This window comes from Vreelandella jeotgali Hwa, assembly GCF_000334215.1.
Classification (GTDB): domain Bacteria; phylum Pseudomonadota; class Gammaproteobacteria; order Pseudomonadales; family Halomonadaceae; genus Vreelandella; species Vreelandella jeotgali.
Map to the genome: position 1 here is coordinate 183,353 of NZ_AMQY01000010.1, position 19,974 is coordinate 203,326.

A 19,974-nucleotide genomic window follows, 5' to 3' on the forward strand; every position below is an offset into this window, starting at 1 on the left:
ATGTTACAACCCAAGCGTTTGAAATTCCGCAAGGTGCAGAAAGGCCGCAATCGTGGCCTGGCACACCGCGGAAGCAGGATCAGCTTCGGGGATTACGGCCTGAAGTCTACCGGTCGTGGCCGCGTTACCGCGCGCCAGATCGAAGCCGGCCGTCGCGCGATCACGCGCCACGTCAAGCGTGGCGGCAAGATCTGGATCCGCGTATTCCCGGACAAGCCGATCTCCAAGAAGCCGCTGGAAGTGCGTATGGGTAAAGGCAAGGGCTCCGTCGAGCTCTGGGTCGCCCAGATTCAACCGGGCCGGGTTCTTTACGAGATTGAAGGCGTTTCCGAAGAGTTGGCGCGCGAAGCGTTCGACCTTGCGGCACAGAAAATGCCTGTATCCACCACCTTTGCGAAACGGACGGTGATGTGATGAAAGCCCAGGAAATTCGTGAAAAATCCGCCGGAGAGCTTAAGGACCAGCTTCTTGAGCTCCTTCGCGAGCAGTTTAACCTGCGCATGCAGAAGGCCACCGGCCAGCTGAGCCAGACTCATCTGCTCAAGCAGGTCCGTCGGGACATTGCCCGTGTGAAGACTGTGCTCAACGAGAAGGCAGGTGACTGAGATGGCCGAAGAAAAGAAAACACGCACGTTCACCGGCAAGGTAGTGAGCGACAAGATGGACAAGTCCATCGTGGTGATGATCGAACGCCGTGAGCGCCACCCGATCTACGGAAAATACGTCAAGCGCTCCACTAAACTGCACGCTCATGACGAGTCAAACCAGGCCCGGGCCGGCGATACGGTCTCCATTCAGGAGTGCCGTCCGCTGTCCAGGAAGAAGTCCTGGACACTGACCGAAGTGGTCGAGCAGGCCAAGGGCTAGGTTCTGCGCCTGTTCAAATCCGTGCAGTCAGATTAGGTTTGGAGAAAACCGATGATTCAGACTCAGACAATGCTGAATATCGCTGACAACAGCGGGGCGCGCCGGGTGCAGTGCATCAAGGTGCTGGGCGGTTCTCACCGCCGCTACGCTCGCGTTGGCGATGTCATCAAGGTATCTGTGAAAGAAGCGATTCCGCGTGGCAAGGTCAAGAAGGGCCAGGTCATGAAAGCGGTAGTCGTGCGTACGAAAAGCGGCGTCCGTCGTCCCGACGGCTCGCTGATCCGTTTCGATGGAAATGCGGCGGTTCTGTTGCAGAATATCAACGAACAGCCGGTCGGTACCCGTATTTTCGGGCCGGTCACTCGTGAACTGCGTAACGAAAAGTTCATGAAGATCATTTCCTTGGCGCCTGAAGTGCTGTAAGGAGCGAGGCGGATATGCAAAAGATCAAACGTGACGATGAAGTCATCGTCCTCGCCGGAAAGGACAAGGGCAAGCGCGGCACCGTCAAGCGGGTTCTGGAAAATCGCTTCGTGGTGTCCGGTGTGAACATGATCAAGCGTCACACCAAGCCAAATCCCATGGCGGGAAATCAGGGCGGTATCGTCGAGCGCGAGGCTCCGATTCACGCGTCCAACGTAGCCATCTTCAATTCGGAGACCGGTAAGGCGGATCGCGTCGGCTTCCAGGTAAAGGAAGACGGTACCAAGGTACGTATCTACAAGTCGACGCAGTCGCAGATCGACGCCTAACGTGAGTCGGGTAGCAAAATGGCGAACTTGAAAGAACGTTATCAAAACGAGGTCGTAGCTCAACTCCAGCAGGATTTCAGCTACGCCAACGTAATGCAGGTGCCCCAGATCACGAAAGTGACCCTGAACATGGGCATCGGCGACGCGGTCAGCGATAAAAAGCTGATCGACAATGCCATCGGCGACCTGGAAAAGATCTCCGGGCAGCGGCCGCTGGTGACCAAGGCACGCAAGTCCGTCGCGGGCTTCAAGGTGCGCGAAGGTTGGCCGATCGGTATCAAGGTCACGCTGCGCGCCGAGCGCATGTGGGACTTTCTGGACCGTCTGGTAAACATCGCGATTCCTCGCGTGCGTGACTTCCGTGGTCTCAACCCGAAGTCCTTTGACGGTCGCGGCAACTACTCCATGGGCGTGCGTGAGCAGCTCATCTTCCCCGAGATCGAATACGACAAGGTCGATCGTGTCCGGGGGCTGGATGTGACTGTCACCACGACTGCCAACACCGATGAGGAAGGTCGTGCACTATTGCGTGCGCTGAACTTCCCGTTCAAGAAATAAGGGCTGGGATCATGGCAAAGAAAAGCATGGTAGAGCGTGAGCTGAAGCGTGCCAAACTGGTCGAGAAGTACGCGGCCAGGCGCGCCGAGCTCAAGGCGATGACCACCGACGTGAACGCTTCTGACGAAGAGCGCTTCGAGGCGCAGCTCAAGCTGCAACAGCTGCCGCGCGACTCCAGCCCGGTACGCCAGCGTAACCGCTGCCGCGTTACCGGCCGTCCGCACGGTGTGTATCAAAAGTTCGGGCTTGCCCGTAACACGCTGCGTGAAGCCGCCATGCGTGGCGACGTCCCCGGACTTCGCAAGTCCAGCTGGTAAAAGCCACGTAGTCTCATCAGGAGCGCACATTAAATGAGCATGCAAGATACTCTGGCGGATATGTTTACCCGTATCCGCAATGCGCAGATGGCCACCAAGGAGACGGTAAGCATGCCGTCGTCCAAGCTCAAAGTGGAAGTGGCCCGCGTGCTGAAGGAAGAGGGCTACATCGCCGATTACGCGGCCGATGAAAGCACCAAGCCCGAACTCTCCGTGACTCTCAAGTACTTTGAGGGCAAGCCGGTTATCGACCACATCCAGCGGGCTTCCAAGCCGTCGCTGCGCAGCTACAAGGGCAAGGACAGCTTGCCTAAGGTTGCCGACGGTCTGGGCATCGCGATCGTCACTACCTCCAGCGGGGTGATGACCGATCGCGCCGCGCGCCAGGCGGGTGTCGGTGGTGAAGTCATCTGCACCGTATTCTAGGAGGCTGGAATGTCCCGCATAGCGAAATATCCGGTTACACTGCCCGCCGGCGTCGACGTCAACATTGAAGGCGACCAGCTGACCGTCAAGGGCGGTCAGGGTAGCCTCTCCATGGCCATCCATCCCACCGTGGTGGTCGGCCAGGAAGACGGCAAGCTGACGTTCGCCCCGAGCGAATCCGCCAAAAACTGGGCAATGGCCGGCACAACCCGTGCGCTGGTGCAGAACCTCGTCACGGGCGTATCCGAGGGCTTTACCAAGACCCTCGAAATCAACGGCGTCGGTTATCGTGCCCAGGTACAGGGCCAGACGCTCAATCTTTCACTGGGCTTCTCGCACCCGGTCGACTACGAACTGCCTGAAGGTGTCACGGCGGAACTGCCGAAAAACACCGTGGTCGTGCTGAAAAGCGCGGACAAGCAGAAGCTGGGTCACGCCGCTGCGGAGATCCGTGCCTTCCGTCCGCCCGAGCCGTATAAAGGCAAGGGTGTCCGCTACGCTGACGAGAAGGTGCGTCGCAAAGAAGCCAAGAAGAAGTAAGGCAGGGTTATGAACGCGAAGAAAGAATCCCGTCTCCGTCGTGCCCGCCGTGCTCGCGCCAAGATGCGCGAGCTAGGCGCGTTCCGCCTGTGCGTCAACCGCACGCCGCGTCACATCTATGCGCAGATTATCTCGCCGGATGGTGGCAAGGTGTTGGCCAGCGCATCAACGCTGGACAAGGCGCTGCGCGCAGGAGCGACCGGCAACGTCGAGGCGGCCACGAAAGTGGGTACCATGGTGGCCGAGCGCGCCAGGGAAGCAGGCATCACCCAGGTAGCCTTTGATCGTGCCGGTTTCAAGTTTCACGGCCGCGTGAAGGCTTTGGCCGACGCCGCCCGTGAAGGCGGCCTGGAATTCTAAAGGGTTTTACGATGGCGAAGAACGAACAGCAAAACGGAGACCTGCAGGAAAAGCTTGTGCAGGTCAACCGTGTCGCCAAGGTGGTCAAGGGGGGTCGTGTTTTCGGCTTTACCGCTCTGACCGTCGTGGGCGATGGCAACGGCCGTATCGGTTTTGGTCGCGGCAAGGCGCGTGAAGTGCCGGTCGCAATCCAGAAGGCGATGGATCAGGCGCGTCGCAACATGGTCAACGTCAGCCTCGCCGGCCAGACGCTGCAGTACCCGGTCAAGGCCCGTCACGGGGCGTCCAGGGTCTACATGCAGCCGGCCAGCGAAGGTACCGGCATTATCGCCGGCGGTGCCATGCGCTCGGTTCTCGAGCTTGCCGGCGTCCATGACGTCCTGGCCAAGTGCTACGGCTCCACCAACCCGGTCAACGTGGTTCGCGCGACGGTCAATGGCCTCGCCGACATGCGTTCGCCGGAAGACGTGGCGGCCAAGCGCGGCCTGTCAGTCGAAGCGATCACGGGGTAATTCACAATGGCAGCTTTGATCAAGGTTACCCAGGTCCGTAGCACCATCGGCGTACTGACCAAGCACAAGGCCACGATGACCGGTCTGGGGCTGCGCCGCATCGGTCATACGGTTGAGCTGGAAGACACCCCCGCCGTTCGCGGCATGATCCACAAGGTCAACTACCTTGTGCGTGTAGAGGGAGAGTAATCCATGAAACTTAACAGCCTGAGCCCTGCCGAGGGCTCCAAGCACGCGGAAAAGCGTGTCGGTCGTGGCATCGGCTCCGGTCTGGGCAAGACCGGTGGCCGTGGCCACAAGGGCCTCAAGTCACGCAGCGGCGGCAGCGTCAAGCCCGGCTTCGAAGGCGGCCAGATGCCGCTGCAGCGTCGGCTGCCGAAGTTCGGCTTTACCTCGGCCAAGTCGCTGGTGTCGGAAGAAGTCCGTCTGGGCGAACTGGCCCGGGTGGCCGGTGACGACGTCACGCTTGAGACCCTCAAGCAGGCCGACGTGCTGAAGGATGCCACGCGCCACGCGAAGGTTATCCTGTCCGGCGAACTGAACAAGGCGGTCAACGTTCGCGGTCTCAAGGTCACCAAGGGTGCCCGGGCCGCAATCGAAGCCGCCGGCGGCAAGGTAGAGGACTAAATGGCCAAGTCAGGAAACATGCCGGCGAAGGGTAGCGGTTTGAGTGAACTCTGGGCGCGTCTGCGCTTCGTTCTGCTCGCCATCGTGGTGTACCGCATCGGTGCCCACATTCCCATTCCCGGCGTCAATCCTGACCAGCTTGCTGCCTTGTTCAAGGAGCAACAGGGCACCATCCTGGGCATGTTCAACATGTTCTCGGGTGGTGCGCTGGAGCGCATGAGTGTTCTCGCCCTGGGCATCATGCCCTACATATCGGCGTCGATCATCATGCAGCTGATGACGGCGGTTTCGCCCCATCTTGAGCAGCTCAAGAAGGAAGGGGAAGCCGGCCGCCGCAAGATCAGCCAATATACCCGCTACGGCACGGTAGCGCTGGCTCTGGTTCAGGCCACCGGCATGTCGGTCGGCCTGGCGAGCCAGGGCATTGCCTACAGCGCTGACATCAGCTTTTACTTCACCGCGGTCATCACCTTTGTGGCCGGTGCGGTGTTCATGATGTGGCTGGGCGAGCAGATTACCGAGAAGGGTATCGGCAACGGTATTTCGCTGCTGATCTTCTCGGGTATCGTCGCCGGGCTGCCCAGCGCCGTAGGGCAGGCATTCGAGCTGGCCCGCAACGAAGGCGCGTGGAACGTGCTGCCGTTGCTGGGGCTGTCGGCGCTGGGTATTGCGACCGTGGCGTTCGTGGTGTTCATCGAGCGCGGCCAACGCCGCCTCAAGGTGAACTATCCGCGTCGTCAGGTCGGTAACAAGATGTATGCAGGCCAGAGCAGCTATCTGCCGCTGAAGGTGAACATGGCCGGTGTGATTCCGGCCATTTTCGCGTCCAGTATTCTGCTGTTCCCGGCATCCATCGGCCAGTGGGTCGGTGCCGGCGACGGCATGGAATGGCTGCAGCGTGCATCCCAGGCCCTGGGGCCCGGGCAGCCGCTCTACATCTTGCTTTTTGGCCTTGCGGTGGTATTCTTCTGCTTCTTTTACACAGCGCTGGTCTTCAACCCGAAGGACGTGGCCGACAACCTGAAAAAGTCGGGGGCGTTTCTGCCGGGGATTCGACCCGGCGAGCAGACCGCTCGCTATATCGACAAGGTCATGACGCGTCTGACCCTGTTTGGTGCCTTGTATATCACTGCGGTTTCCCTGATGCCCCAGTTCCTCATCGTGGCGTGGAACGTGCCGTTCTTCTTCGGCGGTACCTCGCTTTTGATCGTGGTGGTGGTGATCATGGACTTCATGGCCCAGGTGCAGTCGCATCTCATGTCGCATCAATATGACTCGGTGATGAAGAAGTCCAACCTGAAAGGCTACGGTAGCGGCGGCATCACGCGCTAAAGGCGCGTCGCAGCCGTTCTGGACGCAGCCGTATTGGAGAAAGAACGATGAAAGTTCGAGCTTCCGTCAAGAAGATGTGCCGTAACTGCAAGATCATTCGTCGCAACGGCGCCGTCCGCGTCGTTTGCAGCGAACCGCGGCACAAACAGCGCCAGGGGTAATCCCCGGGGCTGATGCAGTCGGGTGCCGGCATGCCCCGTGGCCTGCGTTATTGCACGCAGGCGGTGAACGGGGTATGCTGTTGCGCCCTTTAATGATGAACAACGAGCAAGCCGCTCACATTTCGGAGTAAGCTGATGGCCCGTATTGCAGGCGTCAATATCCCGGACAACAAGCATGCGGCGATCTCGCTGACCTATATCTTCGGGATCGGCCGGACTCGCGCGCAGGACATCTGTGCTGCGACGGGTATCGCGCCGACAGCCAAGGTCCAGGAACTGTCTTCTGAAGAAGTCGACACCCTGAGGGCCGAAGTTGGCAACTATACCGTAGAAGGCGACCTTCGCCGTGACACGACGCTGAACATCAAGCGTCTCATGGATCTGGGTTGCTATCGTGGTTTGCGTCATCGTCGTGGTCTTCCGCTGCGTGGTCAGCGGACCAAGAACAACGCGCGTACCCGCAAGGGCCCGCGCAAGCCGATCCGCAAATAATACGCACGTTATGGCGTAAAGACAGGAAGAAACATCAACATGGCTAACCCGCGCAGTAACCGTAAAAAGGTGAAAAAGCAGGTAGTGGATGCCATTGCGCATGTCCATGCCTCTTTTAACAACACGATCGTGACGATCACAGACCGCCAGGGCAATGCTCTTTCATGGGCAACTGCCGGTGGTTCGGGTTTTCGTGGTTCTCGCAAGAGCACCCCGTTCGCGGCACAAGTCGCCAGTGAACGTGCAGCAAACACTGCAGCCGAGTATGGTGTGAAAAACGTCGACGTGCTGGTCAAGGGCCCCGGTCCCGGCCGTGAATCCTCCGTGCGCGCGCTGAATGCCGCCGGCTTCCGTGTGCAGAGCATCACCGACGCGACGCCCATTCCCCACAATGGCTGCCGTCCGCCGAAGAAACGCCGCGTTTAAGGAGAGAGATTCATGGGCCGTTATATTGGACCTAAGTGCAAATTGTCTCGTCGTGAAGGCACGGACCTCTTTCTCAAGAGTGGCGTGACCCCCTTCGAGAAGAAGTGTAAATCCGAGCAGATCCCGGGTGTACACGGCCAGCGTCGTCAGCGTCTTTCCGACTACGGCTTGCAGCTTCGCGAGAAGCAGAAAGTCCGCCGCATGTATGGCGTACTCGAAAAGCAGTTCCGCAACTATTACAAGCACGCCGCCCGCGTCAAGGGCGCGACCGGCGAGGTGCTTTTGCAGTTGCTGGAAGGCCGACTGGACAACGTCGTCTACCGCATCGGCTTCGGCTCCACGCGCTCCGAAGCGCGTCAGCTGGTCAGCCACAAGGCGATTTCCGTGAACGGCAAAACCGTCAACATCGCTTCCTACCAGGTAAAGCCGGGCGATGTTGTAGCCGTGCGTGAAAAGGCCAAAAACCAGGCGCGGATCCAGAACGCCCTGGCCATCTCGGCCAACCGTGGCGACGTGGAGTGGATCGAAACCGACGCCAAGAAGATGGAAGGCACTTTCAAGGCTCTGCCTGAACGCGGTGACCTGTCTGCCGACATCAACGAAAACCTGATCGTCGAGCTGTACTCGAAGTAAGCGCGGTACCTGACCGCCTGCTTCCGCTGCCCGGAGCCCTGCCGCACAGGTGCAGGCCGGGCAGCCGAGTACCACGTATCCGTTTGGCAGCCTGAAAGGTGTTCTTATGCAGCGTTCAGTGACAGAGTTTCTTCGTCCACGCGATATCAAGGTCGAGGAAATCAACGCACATCACGCCAGAATCGTGCTCGAACCGTTCGAGCGCGGCTTTGGTCATACCCTGGGGAATGCACTGCGCCGCATTCTGCTCTCGTCCATGCCCGGCGCCGCCGTGGTAGAGGCCGAGATCAAAGGCGTCGAGCACGAATACAGTGCGCTTGAAGGGGTGCAGGAGGATATCATCGAGATTCTCCTGAACTTGAAAGATGTTGCGATCAAGATGCACAGCCGCGACGAGGCGGTGCTCTCGCTGAACAAGCAGGGCCCGGCCGTCGTCACCGCTGGCGACATTGCGCTTGATCACAGCGTCGACATCGTCAACCCGGACCACGTCATTGCGCACGTCAATGAAGGTGCCGAGCTGGATGTCCAGCTCAGGGTGGCGCTGGGGCGTGGCTACGAGCCGGCCGACGTCCGCGATTCCGACGAGGAGACGCGGGCCATTGGTCGCCTGCAGCTGGATGCCACCTTCAGCCCGGTACGCCGGGTTTCCTACGCGGTGGAAGCCGCGCGTGTCGAGCAGCGGACCGACCTGGACAAGCTGATCATCGACCTGGAAACCGACGGTACCCTGGATCCGGAAGAGGCGATCCGCCGCAGCGCGACCATCCTGCAGGAGCAGCTGGCCGCCTTCGTCGATTTACAAGCCGACAAAGAGCAGGAAGTCGAGGAAGAAGAGGATCAGGTGGATCCGACTCTTCTGCGCCCCGTAGACGATCTTGAGCTGACCGTCCGCAGCGCCAACTGCCTGAAGGCCGAAAACATCTACTACATCGGTGATCTGATTCAGCGCACCGAGGTAGAGCTGTTGAAGACCCCGAATCTCGGCAAAAAGTCCTTGAATGAAATCAAGGATGTTCTGGCAGCGCGCGGCTTGTCGCTGGGTATGCGGCTGGAAAATTGGCCACCCGCTAGCCTCAAGGACGACAAGACCTCCGCGTGAGCGTCGCCTCAAGTCCCAGTTTGGTAAGGAATCACAACCATGCGTCATCGCAAGAGTGGCGGTAATTTGAACCGCACCAGCTCGCACCGCAAGGCCATGTTCAAGAACATGTCGTCCTCGCTGGTCGAGCACGAAATCATCAAGACAACCCTGCCCAAGGCCAAGGAACTGCGTCGCGTCATCGAGCCGCTGATTACCCTGGCCAAGCAGGACAGCGTCGCCAACCGTCGTCTGGCGTTTGCCCGCACCCGGTCCAATGCTACCGTGGGCAAGCTGTTCAGCGAGCTGGGGCCGCGTTACGCCGAGCGTCCGGGCGGCTATGTCCGTATCCTCAAGTGCGGCTTCCGCACCGGCGACAACGCGCCCATGGCCTACGTCGAGCTGGTTGATCGCCCCGAGGTGGAAGCCGCCGCAGACGACTAAAACGCTGCGCCGAGCCTGCCTCGCGTCAAAACCGGTCGGTACTTTCCCGTGGTCCTGGTACCATGCTGGATTGTCCGGCCGGTTTTTTTGCGTTTAGATACGGTCATCACCGGATTATTGCGTCGTCCTGCCCCGGCAGGAAGACAGGGAGTTATCATGTCCTACTTGCCGTTCTCTGCGCCATTTTCTGCGCCGTTTTTTGCCCCATGCGCTCGTCGTTCTGCCTCGTTGCTACGTGGCGCGCTGACGTTGGCCGTCGTCTGCGCGATACTGCTGGCGGCCCTCGCGGCTACCCCGGCCCAGGCGGCCAACCCGCGCTACGCCGGCATGATGGTGGATATGGAGAACGGCGAGGTGCTCTACGCGGAAAACGCTGATGCGCCGCGCTATCCTGCCTCGCTGACCAAGATGATGACCCTCTACCTGACGTTTGAAGCGCTGGAGGATAACCGGCTCACCCCTGGCCAGCCGCTTGAGGTCTCCCGGGCGGCGGCCGCCATGCCGGCCTCCAAACTCTGGCTGTCCCGGGGTAGCGATATTTCCGTGGACAAGGCCATCCGAGCGCTGGTGGTGAAGTCGGCCAACGACGTCGCCGTGGTGCTGGCCGAGGCGCTGGGCGGCAGCGAGACGGCGTTCGCCCGGCAGATGACGCAGAAGGCCCGCGAGCTGGGCATGCACGACACCACCTTCCGCAACGCGTCGGGCCTGCCCGATGACCAGCAGGTTACGACCGCCCGGGATCTACTGACCCTCTCGGTTCATGTGATGAAGGATTTTCCCGGCTATTATCACTACTTTGGCCTTTCGTCGTTCGACTTCCACGGCAGGACCTACGACGGTCACAATAATCTCCTGGATGACTACCCCGGCGTCGACGGGCTGAAAACCGGCTTTATCAGCGCCTCGGGCTTCAACGTCGCGACCACCGCCGTGCACCAGGGCCGCCGCATGATGGGCGTGGTCATGGGCGGTTTTACTGGGCAGTCCCGGGATACCCACATGGCCGACCTGCTCGATCGCAGCTTTGCCCGCGCCAGGCTGCGGGAGCGTTCCGGCTGGCTGGGAGATACCGGGTTTTCCCGGGAGTACATGGCGTTTGGCGGGCTGGTGGACCCCGGCGTGCCGAGTCATCCTCAACCGGCGGCGTCACGGCCCATGCTCGCGGCCGTGGACACCGGCAAGGTGAGCCGCCCGTCGGCCGCTCCCGATCCGTCACCGCATGCCGACACCCCGGCGCCGCAGGACGCCTCGACGGACGCGCAAGACCCGCTCAAACCGCTGATGGCCGCTGAAACGCCGGCGATGGGCGATGCCGCCGGCGGCTGGGGGATTCAGGTCGGCGCGTTCAGCGAATCGGACCATGCGCGTCGGCTGGCCAACCAGGCGGCGAGTACCCTGCCGCAAAACGTCGGTGGCCAGGTGTCGGTGGATGCCCTGAGCGGTCCTCGTCAGGTGTTCCGCGCGCGGCTGGTGGCGCTGGGCGAAACGCAGGCGCACCAGGCCTGCCGGCGGCTCAAGGCCAGCGGCATGGACTGCATGGTGGTTGATGCCAGCCGCTGAGTGAATTACCGCCGATCATCGGCAGACCATCCGTGGAGAACGCAATGACGGCCTCGATCAAGGGCATGGGCTATATGTGCATCGGCGTGCTGTTTCTGGCACTGGGTGATGCCGTGGCCAAATGGCTGGGGGAGGTGCACTCGCCGTTCGAGATTATTTTCTTCCGCACCCTGGTCGCGCTGCCGTTGATTGCGGTGCTCGCCCACTTCGGCGGCGGGTTGCGCACCCTGGGCACGCGGCGCCCCGGGGTGCACTTGCTGCGCGGTCTTATCTATACCGGCACCATGGGCTTTTTCGTGCTGGGGCTGACAATGCTGCCGCTGGCCGAAGCCACGGCGATTGCCTTTGTCGCGCCGCTGTTCGTCACGCTGCTGTCGGTGCCGCTGCTGGGCGAGCGTATCGCGCGGCCGGTGCTGGCGGCTTCGGCGTTGGGCTTTGTTGGCGTGGTCATCGTGGTGCGCCCGGGCGGTGACGCCTTCAACGCCGGCGCGCTGTCGATGGTCGCCGCGGCGCTGTGCTACGCGCTGACCATGATTACCGCCCGGCGTTACGGCGGGCGCGAGAGCTTCTGGGCGCTGGTGTTTTATATTTCGCTGGTGCCCATGCTGGTCGCCGCCGCCACGCTGCCCTGGGTATGGCGGATGCCCGACCCCTGGCACTGGCCGGCCTTTCTCGCTGCCGGCATCCTGGGCGTCGGTTCCACCGGCTTTATTACTCTGGCGTTCCGCTATACCCCGGCGGCGATTGCCGCGCCGTTCGACTATACCGCGCTGATCTGGGCGGCCCTGCTGGGCTGGTGGGTCTGGGGCGAGCTGCCGGATATCTGGGTGCTGGCCGGCAGCGTGCTGATTATTACCAGCGGTCTGGCCATCGCCTACCACGACCGCCGTACCAGCCTGAATCGCCGCCCGAGCTGATCGGGGCTCACTCCGCCGTCAGCGCCGGGCCCGGCGCCTGACGCCACCTCGCTGCCAGTCTGTCGGCTGCCTGGCGCGGCGAAGCCTGGCCGCAAATCGCCGAGACCACCGCCATGCCCCGGGCACCGCTGTGCCTGACCGCTTCGACGTGCTCCGCCTTGATACCGCCGATCGCCACGGCGGGCAGCGGGCAGGCGTTGACCAGCGAAGCCAGACCGTCAAGGCCGATGGGTGCGGCGTGGTCGGCCTTGCTGGGCGTGGCAAATACCGGTCCCAGCCCTATGTAATCCAGCAGCTCCAGCGGCGCGCCAGCCAGCTGTTCGCGGTTATTGATAGACAGCCCCAGGATAGCGTCGGCGCCCAGCACCCGCCGAGCATCGCGCACGGCGGTATCGCTCTGGCCTACATGCAGGCCGTCGGCGCCGCTTTCCCGCGCGACCCTCAGACGGTCGTTGATAATCAGCGGTACTCGGTGGCCGGTACGCGCGGCATGCTGGTCCAGACTCAGCTTCAGGCGCCGAGCCTGCTGAATCATCGCCGCGTCGTCGGCGTGCTTGTCGCGCAGCTGTACGAAACTTGCCCCGCCGGCAATCGCCTCTTCCACGGTGCGCTCAACGCCATAGGCGCCGCACCCGTCTGCGTCGGTCACCAGGTAAACGGATAGATCAAGAGACATCGGCGACCTCCAGCGTCATATGACGCTCCAGGTCGTCGGGCGTCAGCTGGTAAAGCGCGTCCAGAAACGGCGCGGTAAAGCTGCCGGGGCCGGCGGCGTCAGCAGCGGCGCGTGCGCCCGCCAGAGCAAAGCTGCCGAAGGCCGCCGCCACCGCGTTCAGGCGGCTTTCCCGGCTGTCATCCGCTACGCTCAGAAACGCCGCTGCGGCCGCGCTCAGCCCGCACCCCAGCGTCGTAATTCGCGGCATCAGCGCATGCCCGCCGCGCACGCTGACGCCATGCGTGCCATCGGTAATAAAATCGGTCTCGCCGGTGACGCCCACCAGGCACTGCTGCCGCTCGGCCAGCGCCACGGCGGCTCCTCGGGCTTCATCGGCGCCGGCGGTGCTGTCCGCGCCGCGCCCCGAGCCGGCGATGCCGTTAAGGCACAGAATCTCCGAGGCATTGCCGCGGATCAGCGTCGGCGCGTGCGCCATGAGCTCGGCGCAGAGTCGCTGGCGGTAGGCCGTTGCGCCCACGGCCACCGGGTCGAGGACCCAGGGCGTGGCGTTGTCGCGGGCTACCCGGGTGGTATCCAGCATGGCGTCGGCAAACTCGGGGCTGAGGGTGCCGATGTTGATCGACAGGGCATCGGCCAGCGCGGTGAATTCGCCGGCTTCTTCGCGGGCGTGGAGCATGGCCGGCGACGCGCCCAGGGCGAGCAGGATATTGGCGCTGGTATTCATGGCCACCAGGTTGGTGAGGCAGTGCACCAGCGGCGCGCGGCGGTGCAGGGCGTGAAGGTAACGCCCGGTAGTGGGTAAGGGCATGGCATTCCTCCCGGCGGCGAGAGGCGGTAGGCAGCTACCACGACTCCCTACGCCGGCATTGTCCGGTTCAGGTGATTAAGGGTGCGTCTCAGCACAACGGGTTACGTTGAGCGCCCCTGCCGTGGCGGCCACTATCCGCGCTGAGGCCGAGCGTGTAAAGCCCGGGGCGATGGCCGGTGCGCTGTTGCGATGCGGCTGGTAAAATAAAGCGGAAATTTTGCCGCACGGCCGGCATCCACAAGGAGACAGCGCATGTCGTTTCACGGTGAGGCACATCCCGGCATTACGCCCACACCGCCGGAAACTCAGGGTTTTCGGTTTAACCACACCATGCTGCGTATCAGGGATCCCGAGCGTTCGCTGGCGTTTTATTCCGGCGTGCTGGGCATGCAGGTGATGCGCCGGCTGGACTTCGAGGCAATGAATTTTTCGCTGTATTTTCTTGCCCATGTGCCGGACCCCCAGGACGTGCCCGACGACGTGGAAGCGCGCACCGCCTGGACCTTCAGCCAGACCGGCATGCTTGAACTGACCCACAACTGGGGCACCGAAAACGACGCCGACTTTGCCTACCACGACGGCAACGCCGAGCCCCAGGGGTTTGGCCACATCTGCATCAGCGTGCCCCAGCTGGAAACCGCGCAGGCGTGGTTTGACGCTCACGACGTCACCTTCATCAAGCGCGCCGATCAGGGCGGGATGAAAGACGTCATCTTTATCAAGGACCCCGACGGCTACTGGATCGAAGTCATCCAGGCCGACCGCATGGCCGGCAAGGGCGACTGAGCCCGGGTCGGCTAATCGGCCAGCGCCCGGTGGAGTAGCCGGGCGTTGTGGCGCATCATGCCGATGTAGCTCGACGCCTCGCCGTCGTCGGCCAGGGCATCGGCGTAGAGCGTGCCGGCCACGGGCAGGCCGGTTTCTTCAGCCAGCTGGTCCACCGTGCCCGGGCTGGTCATGTTCTCGTAAAACAGCGCTTCCACGTTCCGCTGCCGAATGGTATCCACCAGCGCGGCCATGCGGGCAGCACCGGGCGCCGACGACGTGGCCATCCCCTCGGGGGCGCGAAAGTGCAGCCCGTAGGCATCGGCAAAATAGCCGAAGGAATCGTGGCCGGTAATGATCGTGGCTTCGTCGTCCAGCTCATTCAGCTGGTCGCGGATGGCGTTATCGGCGCGGTCCAGTCGTGCCAGATACGCCTCGGCGTTGGCCCGGTAGTCCGCCGCGTGCGCGCTGTCGGCGTCAATCAGCCCGTCGCGGATGTTGGTCACGTAAGTGCCCGCCCGGGTCATATCCTGCCAGGCGTGCGGGTCCGCCACCCCCTCCGGTATTGAACGGTCGTCGGCTTCGCGGGAGGCGTCATCGCGGTCGTGATGATGCTGGCCTGCGTGCCTGAGCGGCGTGATATGGCGGGTCGCCGTAACCCGGGGCCCCCGGTAGTCGCTGGTTTCCAGCAGGCGATCCATCCAGCCCTCGAAGTTCAAGCCGTTGAAGACCACCAGGTCGGCGCCGGACAGCGCGCGCACGTCGCCTGGGCTGGGTGAATAGCTGTGGGCATCGCTGTCTGCTCCGATCAGCGGCGTTACGTCGACATGCTCGCCGCCGACGTTGTCGACCATATCCGCCAGAATGGAAAAGCTCGCCACGACCTGAACCCGCTCGGCCGCCCCGACAGCAGGGCACAGCGCGCTCGCTGCCAGCAGCAGAGCAGCCAGCGTCAGCTGACTCGGACGGTATCGACCGGCTGATGGATTCATCACTATCTCTCCTTATCAAGGGCTCTCCCTTGTATGCCGCGTAAGCGGCGGGTCAGGGGCGTTCGAGCGGCCGGGCGCGGCGGCGGAAACGCGCCGCCAGACTGTGGTAGCGGCCACACAGCGCCGAGACCAGATAGCCCGCTCCCGCCAGCAGGATAATGCTGGGTCCGGACGGCAAATCCAGGTGAAACGAGAGCAGCAGCCCGCCGGTGCTCGACAGCATTGCCAGCACAATGGCAAGGCCGATCAGCCCCTCCAGCCGCTTGCTCCAGAAGCGCGCCGAAGTCGCCGGCAGCATCATCAGCCCCACCGCCATCAGCGTGCCCAGCGTCTGGAAGCCGGCCGTCAGGTTCAATACCAGCAGCCCCAGAAAAACGCTATGCACCCAGCCGCTGTATCGGCTTTGGCCGCGCAAAAACAGCGGGTCCAGGCACTCCACCACCAGCGCGCGAAACATTATCGCCAGCGTCACCACAATCACGCTGGTCATCCCCGCAATCAGCACCAGCGCGGTGGAATTGATCGCCAGCACCGAGCCGAACAGCACGTGGGTCAGATCCACGCTGCTACCCCCCAGCGAGATCAGCATGACCCCCGCGGCCAGCGAGATAATAAAAAAGCTCGCCATCGCGGCGTCTTCACGCTGGCCGCCCATGCGCGACACCGCACCGGCCAGCAGCGCCACAGCCAGGCCGAACAGCACACCGCCCAGGCTCATCGCCGGCAGCGAAAATCCCGCCAACAGAAAACCCAGCGCCACCCCGGGCAGAATCGCATGGGCCATGGCGTCGCCGATCAGGCTCATGCCGCGCAGCATCAGAAACACCCCCAGCGGCGGTGCGGCCAGCGATAGCGCCAGCCCGCCGACTACCGCCCGGCGCATAAAGCCATAGTCGAACGGCGCAATCAGCCAGGCGTGCAACAGATCAAGCATGGGGCGCCCCCCCGGCGGCGTGGGCTGGCGATCCCGGCGCGGCGATGGCCGCAGGCGACAGCCACTCGCCGCCGCCGTCGCGCAGCAGCAGCACATCGTCGGCCAGGCGCTTGAGGTGATCCATATCGTGCAGCACCACAATCACCGTGGCGCCGTCGTCGGCCATCTGGCGGATAATCGGCATGAGTATATCCACCGTTTTGGCGTCGATATTGGCAAAGGGCTCGTCCAGCAACAGCAGTTCGGCCTCCTGCATCAGCGTCCGGCCGATCAGCGCGCGCTGGCGCTGGCCGCCGGACAGCTCGCCCAGCGGCCGGTGGGCCACGCCGGAAATACCCAGCCGCGCCATGATCTCCCGGCCACGACGATAGTGCGCGGCGCAATAGCCTTTCAGCGCCCCGTGGCTGGGCCAGGTGCCGGTCATCACCAGCTCCTCCACGCTCATGGGGAAGGACAAATCCAGCGCCAGCTGCTGTGGCAGCCAGGCCCGCCGAGCTCGGGGCACCGTACACTCGACGCGGCCGGCGAGCGGATCAAGCTCGCCCATCAGCGCCTTCACCAGGGTGGTCTTGCCCGCGCCGTTGGCACCGATCAGCGCGGTCACCGCGCCGCCGGCCACCGTGCCGCTGACACCTTCCAGCACGCTACGTTGCCCCTGCGCCAGGTGCAGATCGTCCAGCCGGAGCGTTGACGCCCGCGCCATCACAGCCACCCCGTCGCCCAGGCGACCAGCGCCCACAAGACCAACAGCGGCACGACACAGAGCGCCAGCCGCCGCCCCGCGGACAACGACATCAGCGAAAAGTGGCACGGCCCCTCACGGTTGTGTTGATGGGCGGGCGCCCGGGAAGACGACGCCCCGGCGCTGGAAGGATGGGTTGGCATGGTGTTTCCCTAGGGAGTCCGGCCGTTGGGCCGGCGGACAATACATAAAGGCGTAGCATAACAAAAACGATTCCGGCATGGCGTGTGTATTACGCCCCTGCCAGAGGAAGCCCTGTTGGCTCAGGGTGACAGGCATGATGTGCATCAATGATCGGGGTGCGGGTCGATGATTGGATAAAGGTAACTTTGACGGGGCAAGGACTGTTATGGCGTATTTTTTATACTGGGGAAAAGCAGCTTCTGATGACGGTAACGCAGAGTGTCATTTATTGCCTTACCACAGCCTGGATGTAGCAGCTGTTGGCTGGTGTTTGCTGGCGCCGGAAAAAGAGTTGACCCAGCAGTTGGCTGCCCGCCTTGGGCTTGAGCCGGATACATTACGGAATCTGCTGGTTTTCTGGCTCGGGATTCACGATCTGGGCAAGTTTTCCCGGGCGTTTCAGGGGCTTTTTCAGCCATTGCGTGCTGCATTGGTGCCGACAGCCAACTCGCCGGCCTACACCGAGCGGCATGATCGCCTGGGTGCCATACTCTGGGAGGCAAACTGGATCGAGTGGCTACAAGACGGCACCTTGCAGTGGCCTCAAGGCAAGCTGAGCCGGGAGCAGCGGAGGCAGCTGGGTAAAACATTGACCATACTGGCTACTCCGTTTTTTGGTCACCACGGCAAGCCGGTAGAAAGTGGCCAGTGCCGAGTTGAGTCATTTTTCATCCACGATAATATCGGCAATGATACTGAAGCTGCTCGGCAGTTTATTGCCGACTGGGGAGACGTTGTCTCGCCGGTTTGGGCAATCGAAAAGCTGGCATCCCCTGAATGGTGTGGCGCGCTGCAAGCGTTAAGCTGGACCGTTGCCGGCTGGGCCACGTTGAGTGACTGGCTGGGCTCCAGCCGTGAATATTTCCCGTATTGCCAGGAACGTATGCCGCTAGCGGAATATTGGCCGCTGGCGCTATCCCGCGCCGAGGCCGTGCTTGAGGGCACCGGCTTTATATCACCGCTACGGCCACTGCCGTATAGCGGCATGGATAGCTGGTTTGGCGGTGCCAATATAACGCCAACTCCTTTGCAAAAAGCAGCAGAAGAGCTGGCGCTTTCCGACGGCTCGCAGCTGTGCATTCTTGAGGACGTGACCGGTGCCGGCAAGACCGAGGCCGCCGGTATCCTCACCCAGCGGCTGCTGGCCGCCGGGCACGGCGACAGCCTGTACTTTGCCTTACCCACCATGGCGACTTCCAACGCCATGTATTCCCGAATGGGCAATCTACATCGACACTTTTTTACGGCCGATTCAGAGCCATCGCTGGTGCTGTCCCACGGTGCTCGGGATCTCAACGATGAGTTCATGGGATCTGTAGACGATGCCCAGCCGGAAGACCATGAATATGCTGCCAACGATATGACCGCTTCCAGCCGATGTAATCGCTGGCTTGCTGATTCGCGTAAAAAAGCGCTGTTAGCCGATGTGGGCGTTGGTACTATTGACCAGGCGCTAATGGCGCTGCTGCCTTTCAGGCATCAATCGCTCCGGCTTTACGGGCTGGCGCGCAAGGTGTTGGTAGTCGATGAAGTGCACGCCTATGACCATTACATGCAAGGGCTGCTGGGGCAGCTATTAACCCATCACGCCCGCCAGGGTGGCAGTGCCATTTTGCTGACGGCAACCCTGCCTTTACGTATGCGCGATGAGCTTCTTCATGCCTGGCAAGCAGGCCTGGATGCGGAACCACAAGGTTCAAAACAGCGTGACTTCCCTTTGCTGACTCACGCAGGCACCCAGGGCGTTACCGAGACGCCGCTGGCCACGCGGCCGGAAGTCGCCCGCTCTGTGAACATCGGCTGGCTAACTGATGAAGAGCAGTGCGTTGAAGCCGTACTGGAAGCGGTCGAAAGAGGGGAGTGCGTCGCCTGGGTGCGTAACACCGTTGACGACGCGATCCGTGCTTTTGAGGCCGTGGCGCATCGCCACCCCGATGCCGCGCGCTGCCTGCTGTTTCACAGCCGATTTGCCATGTGCGACCGCCAGCGTATTGAAGCGGATGTTATCCAACGCTTGGGTAAGCACTCAACGCCGGATACTCGCCGGGGTCAGGTGCTGATTAGCACCCAGGTGTTTCAGGAATCCCTGGATTGCGACGTGGACCTGATGATCAGCGATATTGCGCCGATTGACCTGCTGATCCAGCGCGCCGGGCGTTTGCAGCGCCACGCGCGTGGCACTCGTGGAAAGCCACTATTACAGATTCTGGCACCTGAGTGGTCGGAAGCGCCGGATGCCAAATGGCTACAGCGGATGCTACCGGGAACTCAGGCGGTGTATCGCGATACCTCTCTTATGTGGCTGACCCAGCGCGTGTTACGCGAGACCGGCGCATTGCGGATGCCGGATGACGCGCGTCATTTACTCGAAAGCGTTTATGGAGCCGTGATCGACCTGGTGCCCGATGGGCTGCAGGACGCGCGCTTCGAGCAGAAAGGCATGCAGAAAATGGCCGCCTCCATGGCCAACTTCAACGCTCTCAGGCTCGAAGACGGCTATGTCAGCGGCCAGCAGTGGCAGGAGGAGCAGGAAATAGGCACGCGTCTGATTGACGAGCCGACAGTTAATGTCGCGTTGTTGACGCACACTGCTGACGGCTGTTTGCAACTTTGGGCTTGCGGCGAGCGTCACGCTGCCATGCTCAGCCAGGCCAAGCTACGCCAGAGCCAGGCGGAAAAGCTTGCGGTACTCCCGGCGCACTATCAGCCGCAGTGGGAGGCGCTACAGGAACAGCATAAGGTGCTGCATTACACCCGCCCTTGGCTTGTTGAAGCCGACGACAGCTGTACCTACAGCGTGCAGTGGGGCTTGCGCCTGGGAAGCTAGCCGATTGAACAGCTGAACAAAATCCCCGGTGGCGCTGGGAAC

Annotated in this window: 30 protein-coding genes and 1 riboswitch; of the genes, 24 read left to right on the plus strand and 6 right to left on the minus strand. The window is 62.2% G+C overall.

The window, feature by feature from the left end; translation table 11 throughout:
* The 22 genes from rplP to C793_RS0103145 all read left to right on the plus strand — a co-directional run bounded on the left by rplP (position 1) and on the right by C793_RS0103145 (position 12,005).
* Positions 1 to 414, plus strand: coding sequence for a 50S ribosomal protein L16 (gene rplP, locus C793_RS0103045; RefSeq protein WP_017429481.1), 414 nt, complete (start codon positions 1 to 3; stop codon positions 412 to 414).
* Positions 414 to 605 carry a 50S ribosomal protein L29 gene (gene rpmC / locus C793_RS0103050; RefSeq protein ID WP_017429482.1) on the plus strand — a complete coding sequence of 64 codons (192 nt, stop codon included), beginning with the start codon at positions 414 to 416 and terminating at the stop codon, positions 603 to 605. Before rplP ends, rpmC begins: the two co-directional genes overlap by 1 nt.
* A gap of 1 nt (position 606) precedes the next feature.
* Positions 607 to 867, plus strand: a complete 261-nt coding sequence (gene rpsQ / locus C793_RS0103055; protein WP_017429483.1) for a 30S ribosomal protein S17 — start codon at positions 607 to 609, stop codon at positions 865 to 867.
* Between the two features lie 51 nt (positions 868 to 918).
* Positions 919 to 1,290 carry a 50S ribosomal protein L14 gene (gene rplN / locus C793_RS0103060; protein ID WP_017429484.1) on the plus strand — a complete coding sequence of 124 codons (372 nt, stop codon included), beginning with the start codon at positions 919 to 921 and terminating at the stop codon, positions 1,288 to 1,290.
* Positions 1,291 to 1,304: 14 nt separating this feature from the next.
* Complete coding sequence (gene rplX / locus C793_RS0103065; RefSeq protein ID WP_017429485.1) at positions 1,305 to 1,619, plus strand: 50S ribosomal protein L24; 315 nt, start codon at positions 1,305 to 1,307, stop codon at positions 1,617 to 1,619.
* Between the two features lie 18 nt (positions 1,620 to 1,637).
* Positions 1,638 to 2,177, plus strand: a complete 540-nt coding sequence (gene rplE / locus C793_RS0103070) for a 50S ribosomal protein L5 (RefSeq protein WP_017429486.1) — start codon at positions 1,638 to 1,640, stop codon at positions 2,175 to 2,177.
* Between the two features lie 11 nt (positions 2,178 to 2,188).
* Positions 2,189 to 2,494: a 30S ribosomal protein S14 gene (rpsN, locus tag C793_RS0103075; RefSeq protein ID WP_026106078.1), complete on the plus strand. Its 306-nt coding sequence runs from the start codon at positions 2,189 to 2,191 to the stop codon at positions 2,492 to 2,494.
* Between the two features lie 33 nt (positions 2,495 to 2,527).
* On the plus strand, positions 2,528 to 2,920 hold the full coding sequence (rpsH, locus tag C793_RS0103080) for a 30S ribosomal protein S8 (protein WP_017429488.1): 393 nt from the start codon (positions 2,528 to 2,530) through the stop codon (positions 2,918 to 2,920).
* A 9-nt stretch (positions 2,921 to 2,929) separates the two neighbouring features.
* The gene (gene rplF, locus C793_RS0103085) at positions 2,930 to 3,460 is read left to right on the plus strand and encodes a 50S ribosomal protein L6 (RefSeq protein ID WP_017429489.1); all 531 of its coding nucleotides are present in this window, start codon (positions 2,930 to 2,932) and stop codon (positions 3,458 to 3,460) included.
* 9 nt (positions 3,461 to 3,469) lie between these two features.
* Positions 3,470 to 3,820, plus strand: coding sequence for a 50S ribosomal protein L18 (rplR, locus tag C793_RS0103090; protein WP_017429490.1), 351 nt, complete (start codon positions 3,470 to 3,472; stop codon positions 3,818 to 3,820).
* Positions 3,821 to 3,831: 11 nt separating this feature from the next.
* Entirely contained in the window at positions 3,832 to 4,332 is a 501-nt protein-coding gene (rpsE, locus tag C793_RS0103095; protein WP_017429491.1) for a 30S ribosomal protein S5, read from the plus strand.
* Between the two features lie 6 nt (positions 4,333 to 4,338).
* On the plus strand, positions 4,339 to 4,521 hold the full coding sequence (gene rpmD, locus C793_RS0103100; RefSeq protein ID WP_017429492.1) for a 50S ribosomal protein L30: 183 nt from the start codon (positions 4,339 to 4,341) through the stop codon (positions 4,519 to 4,521).
* A gap of 3 nt (positions 4,522 to 4,524) precedes the next feature.
* Positions 4,525 to 4,959: a 50S ribosomal protein L15 gene (gene rplO / locus C793_RS0103105; protein ID WP_017429493.1), complete on the plus strand. Its 435-nt coding sequence runs from the start codon at positions 4,525 to 4,527 to the stop codon at positions 4,957 to 4,959.
* Positions 4,960 to 6,291 carry a preprotein translocase subunit SecY gene (secY, locus tag C793_RS0103110; protein WP_017429494.1) on the plus strand — a complete coding sequence of 444 codons (1,332 nt, stop codon included), beginning with the start codon at positions 4,960 to 4,962 and terminating at the stop codon, positions 6,289 to 6,291.
* A gap of 47 nt (positions 6,292 to 6,338) precedes the next feature.
* Positions 6,339 to 6,452, plus strand: coding sequence for a 50S ribosomal protein L36 (gene rpmJ / locus C793_RS14255; protein WP_083871888.1), 114 nt, complete (start codon positions 6,339 to 6,341; stop codon positions 6,450 to 6,452).
* Positions 6,453 to 6,587: 135 nt separating this feature from the next.
* The gene (rpsM, locus tag C793_RS0103115; RefSeq protein ID WP_017429495.1) at positions 6,588 to 6,944 is read left to right on the plus strand and encodes a 30S ribosomal protein S13; all 357 of its coding nucleotides are present in this window, start codon (positions 6,588 to 6,590) and stop codon (positions 6,942 to 6,944) included.
* Between the two features lie 39 nt (positions 6,945 to 6,983).
* Positions 6,984 to 7,370 carry a 30S ribosomal protein S11 gene (gene rpsK, locus C793_RS0103120; protein WP_017429496.1) on the plus strand — a complete coding sequence of 129 codons (387 nt, stop codon included), beginning with the start codon at positions 6,984 to 6,986 and terminating at the stop codon, positions 7,368 to 7,370.
* Between the two features lie 12 nt (positions 7,371 to 7,382).
* A complete protein-coding gene (rpsD, locus tag C793_RS0103125; protein WP_017429497.1) occupies positions 7,383 to 8,003 on the plus strand; it encodes a 30S ribosomal protein S4 in 621 nt (206 codons plus the stop codon).
* Between the two features lie 106 nt (positions 8,004 to 8,109).
* Positions 8,110 to 9,105 carry a DNA-directed RNA polymerase subunit alpha gene (locus C793_RS0103130; protein WP_017429498.1) on the plus strand — a complete coding sequence of 332 codons (996 nt, stop codon included), beginning with the start codon at positions 8,110 to 8,112 and terminating at the stop codon, positions 9,103 to 9,105.
* 39 nt (positions 9,106 to 9,144) lie between these two features.
* Positions 9,145 to 9,528: a 50S ribosomal protein L17 gene (gene rplQ / locus C793_RS0103135; RefSeq protein ID WP_017429499.1), complete on the plus strand. Its 384-nt coding sequence runs from the start codon at positions 9,145 to 9,147 to the stop codon at positions 9,526 to 9,528.
* A gap of 156 nt (positions 9,529 to 9,684) precedes the next feature.
* The gene (locus tag C793_RS0103140) at positions 9,685 to 11,088 is read left to right on the plus strand and encodes a serine hydrolase (RefSeq protein WP_017429500.1); all 1,404 of its coding nucleotides are present in this window, start codon (positions 9,685 to 9,687) and stop codon (positions 11,086 to 11,088) included.
* 44 nt (positions 11,089 to 11,132) lie between these two features.
* Positions 11,133 to 12,005, plus strand: a complete 873-nt coding sequence (locus C793_RS0103145; RefSeq protein WP_017429501.1) for a DMT family transporter — start codon at positions 11,133 to 11,135, stop codon at positions 12,003 to 12,005.
* A 7-nt stretch (positions 12,006 to 12,012) separates the two neighbouring features.
* Here the strand turns inward: C793_RS0103145 and thiE are convergent, their stop codons facing one another.
* Entirely contained in the window at positions 12,013 to 12,681 is a 669-nt protein-coding gene (thiE, locus tag C793_RS0103150; RefSeq protein WP_017429502.1) for a thiamine phosphate synthase, read from the minus strand.
* The gene (gene thiM, locus C793_RS0103155; protein WP_017429503.1) at positions 12,671 to 13,489 is read right to left on the minus strand and encodes a hydroxyethylthiazole kinase; all 819 of its coding nucleotides are present in this window, start codon (positions 13,487 to 13,489) and stop codon (positions 12,671 to 12,673) included. Before thiM ends, thiE begins: the two co-directional genes overlap by 11 nt.
* A 27-nt stretch (positions 13,490 to 13,516) precedes the next feature.
* Positions 13,517 to 13,617: riboswitch (TPP riboswitch) on the minus strand.
* Positions 13,618 to 13,741: 124 nt separating this feature from the next.
* Here thiM and gloA point away from each other — a divergent pair.
* A complete protein-coding gene (gene gloA, locus C793_RS0103160; protein ID WP_017429504.1) occupies positions 13,742 to 14,275 on the plus strand; it encodes a lactoylglutathione lyase in 534 nt (177 codons plus the stop codon).
* Between the two features lie 11 nt (positions 14,276 to 14,286).
* Here the strand turns inward: gloA and C793_RS0103165 are convergent, their stop codons facing one another.
* The 4 genes from C793_RS0103165 to C793_RS14260 are packed head-to-tail and all read right to left on the minus strand — an operon-like array spanning position 14,287 to position 17,065.
* The gene (locus tag C793_RS0103165) at positions 14,287 to 15,246 is read right to left on the minus strand and encodes a metal ABC transporter solute-binding protein, Zn/Mn family (protein WP_017429505.1); all 960 of its coding nucleotides are present in this window, start codon (positions 15,244 to 15,246) and stop codon (positions 14,287 to 14,289) included.
* A gap of 52 nt (positions 15,247 to 15,298) precedes the next feature.
* Positions 15,299 to 16,180: a metal ABC transporter permease gene (locus C793_RS0103170; protein WP_017429506.1), complete on the minus strand. Its 882-nt coding sequence runs from the start codon at positions 16,178 to 16,180 to the stop codon at positions 15,299 to 15,301.
* Positions 16,173 to 16,883, minus strand: a complete 711-nt coding sequence (locus C793_RS0103175) for a metal ABC transporter ATP-binding protein (protein ID WP_017429507.1) — start codon at positions 16,881 to 16,883, stop codon at positions 16,173 to 16,175. Before C793_RS0103175 ends, C793_RS0103170 begins: the two co-directional genes overlap by 8 nt.
* Positions 16,883 to 17,065, minus strand: a complete 183-nt coding sequence (locus C793_RS14260; RefSeq protein WP_083871889.1) for a hypothetical protein — start codon at positions 17,063 to 17,065, stop codon at positions 16,883 to 16,885. Before C793_RS14260 ends, C793_RS0103175 begins: the two co-directional genes overlap by 1 nt.
* 206 nt (positions 17,066 to 17,271) lie before the next feature.
* Between C793_RS14260 and C793_RS0103180 the strand changes: the two genes are divergently transcribed.
* Complete coding sequence (locus tag C793_RS0103180) at positions 17,272 to 19,932, plus strand: CRISPR-associated helicase/endonuclease Cas3 (RefSeq protein WP_026106079.1); 2,661 nt, start codon at positions 17,272 to 17,274, stop codon at positions 19,930 to 19,932.
* The last annotated feature ends 42 nt before the right edge of the window (positions 19,933 to 19,974 follow it).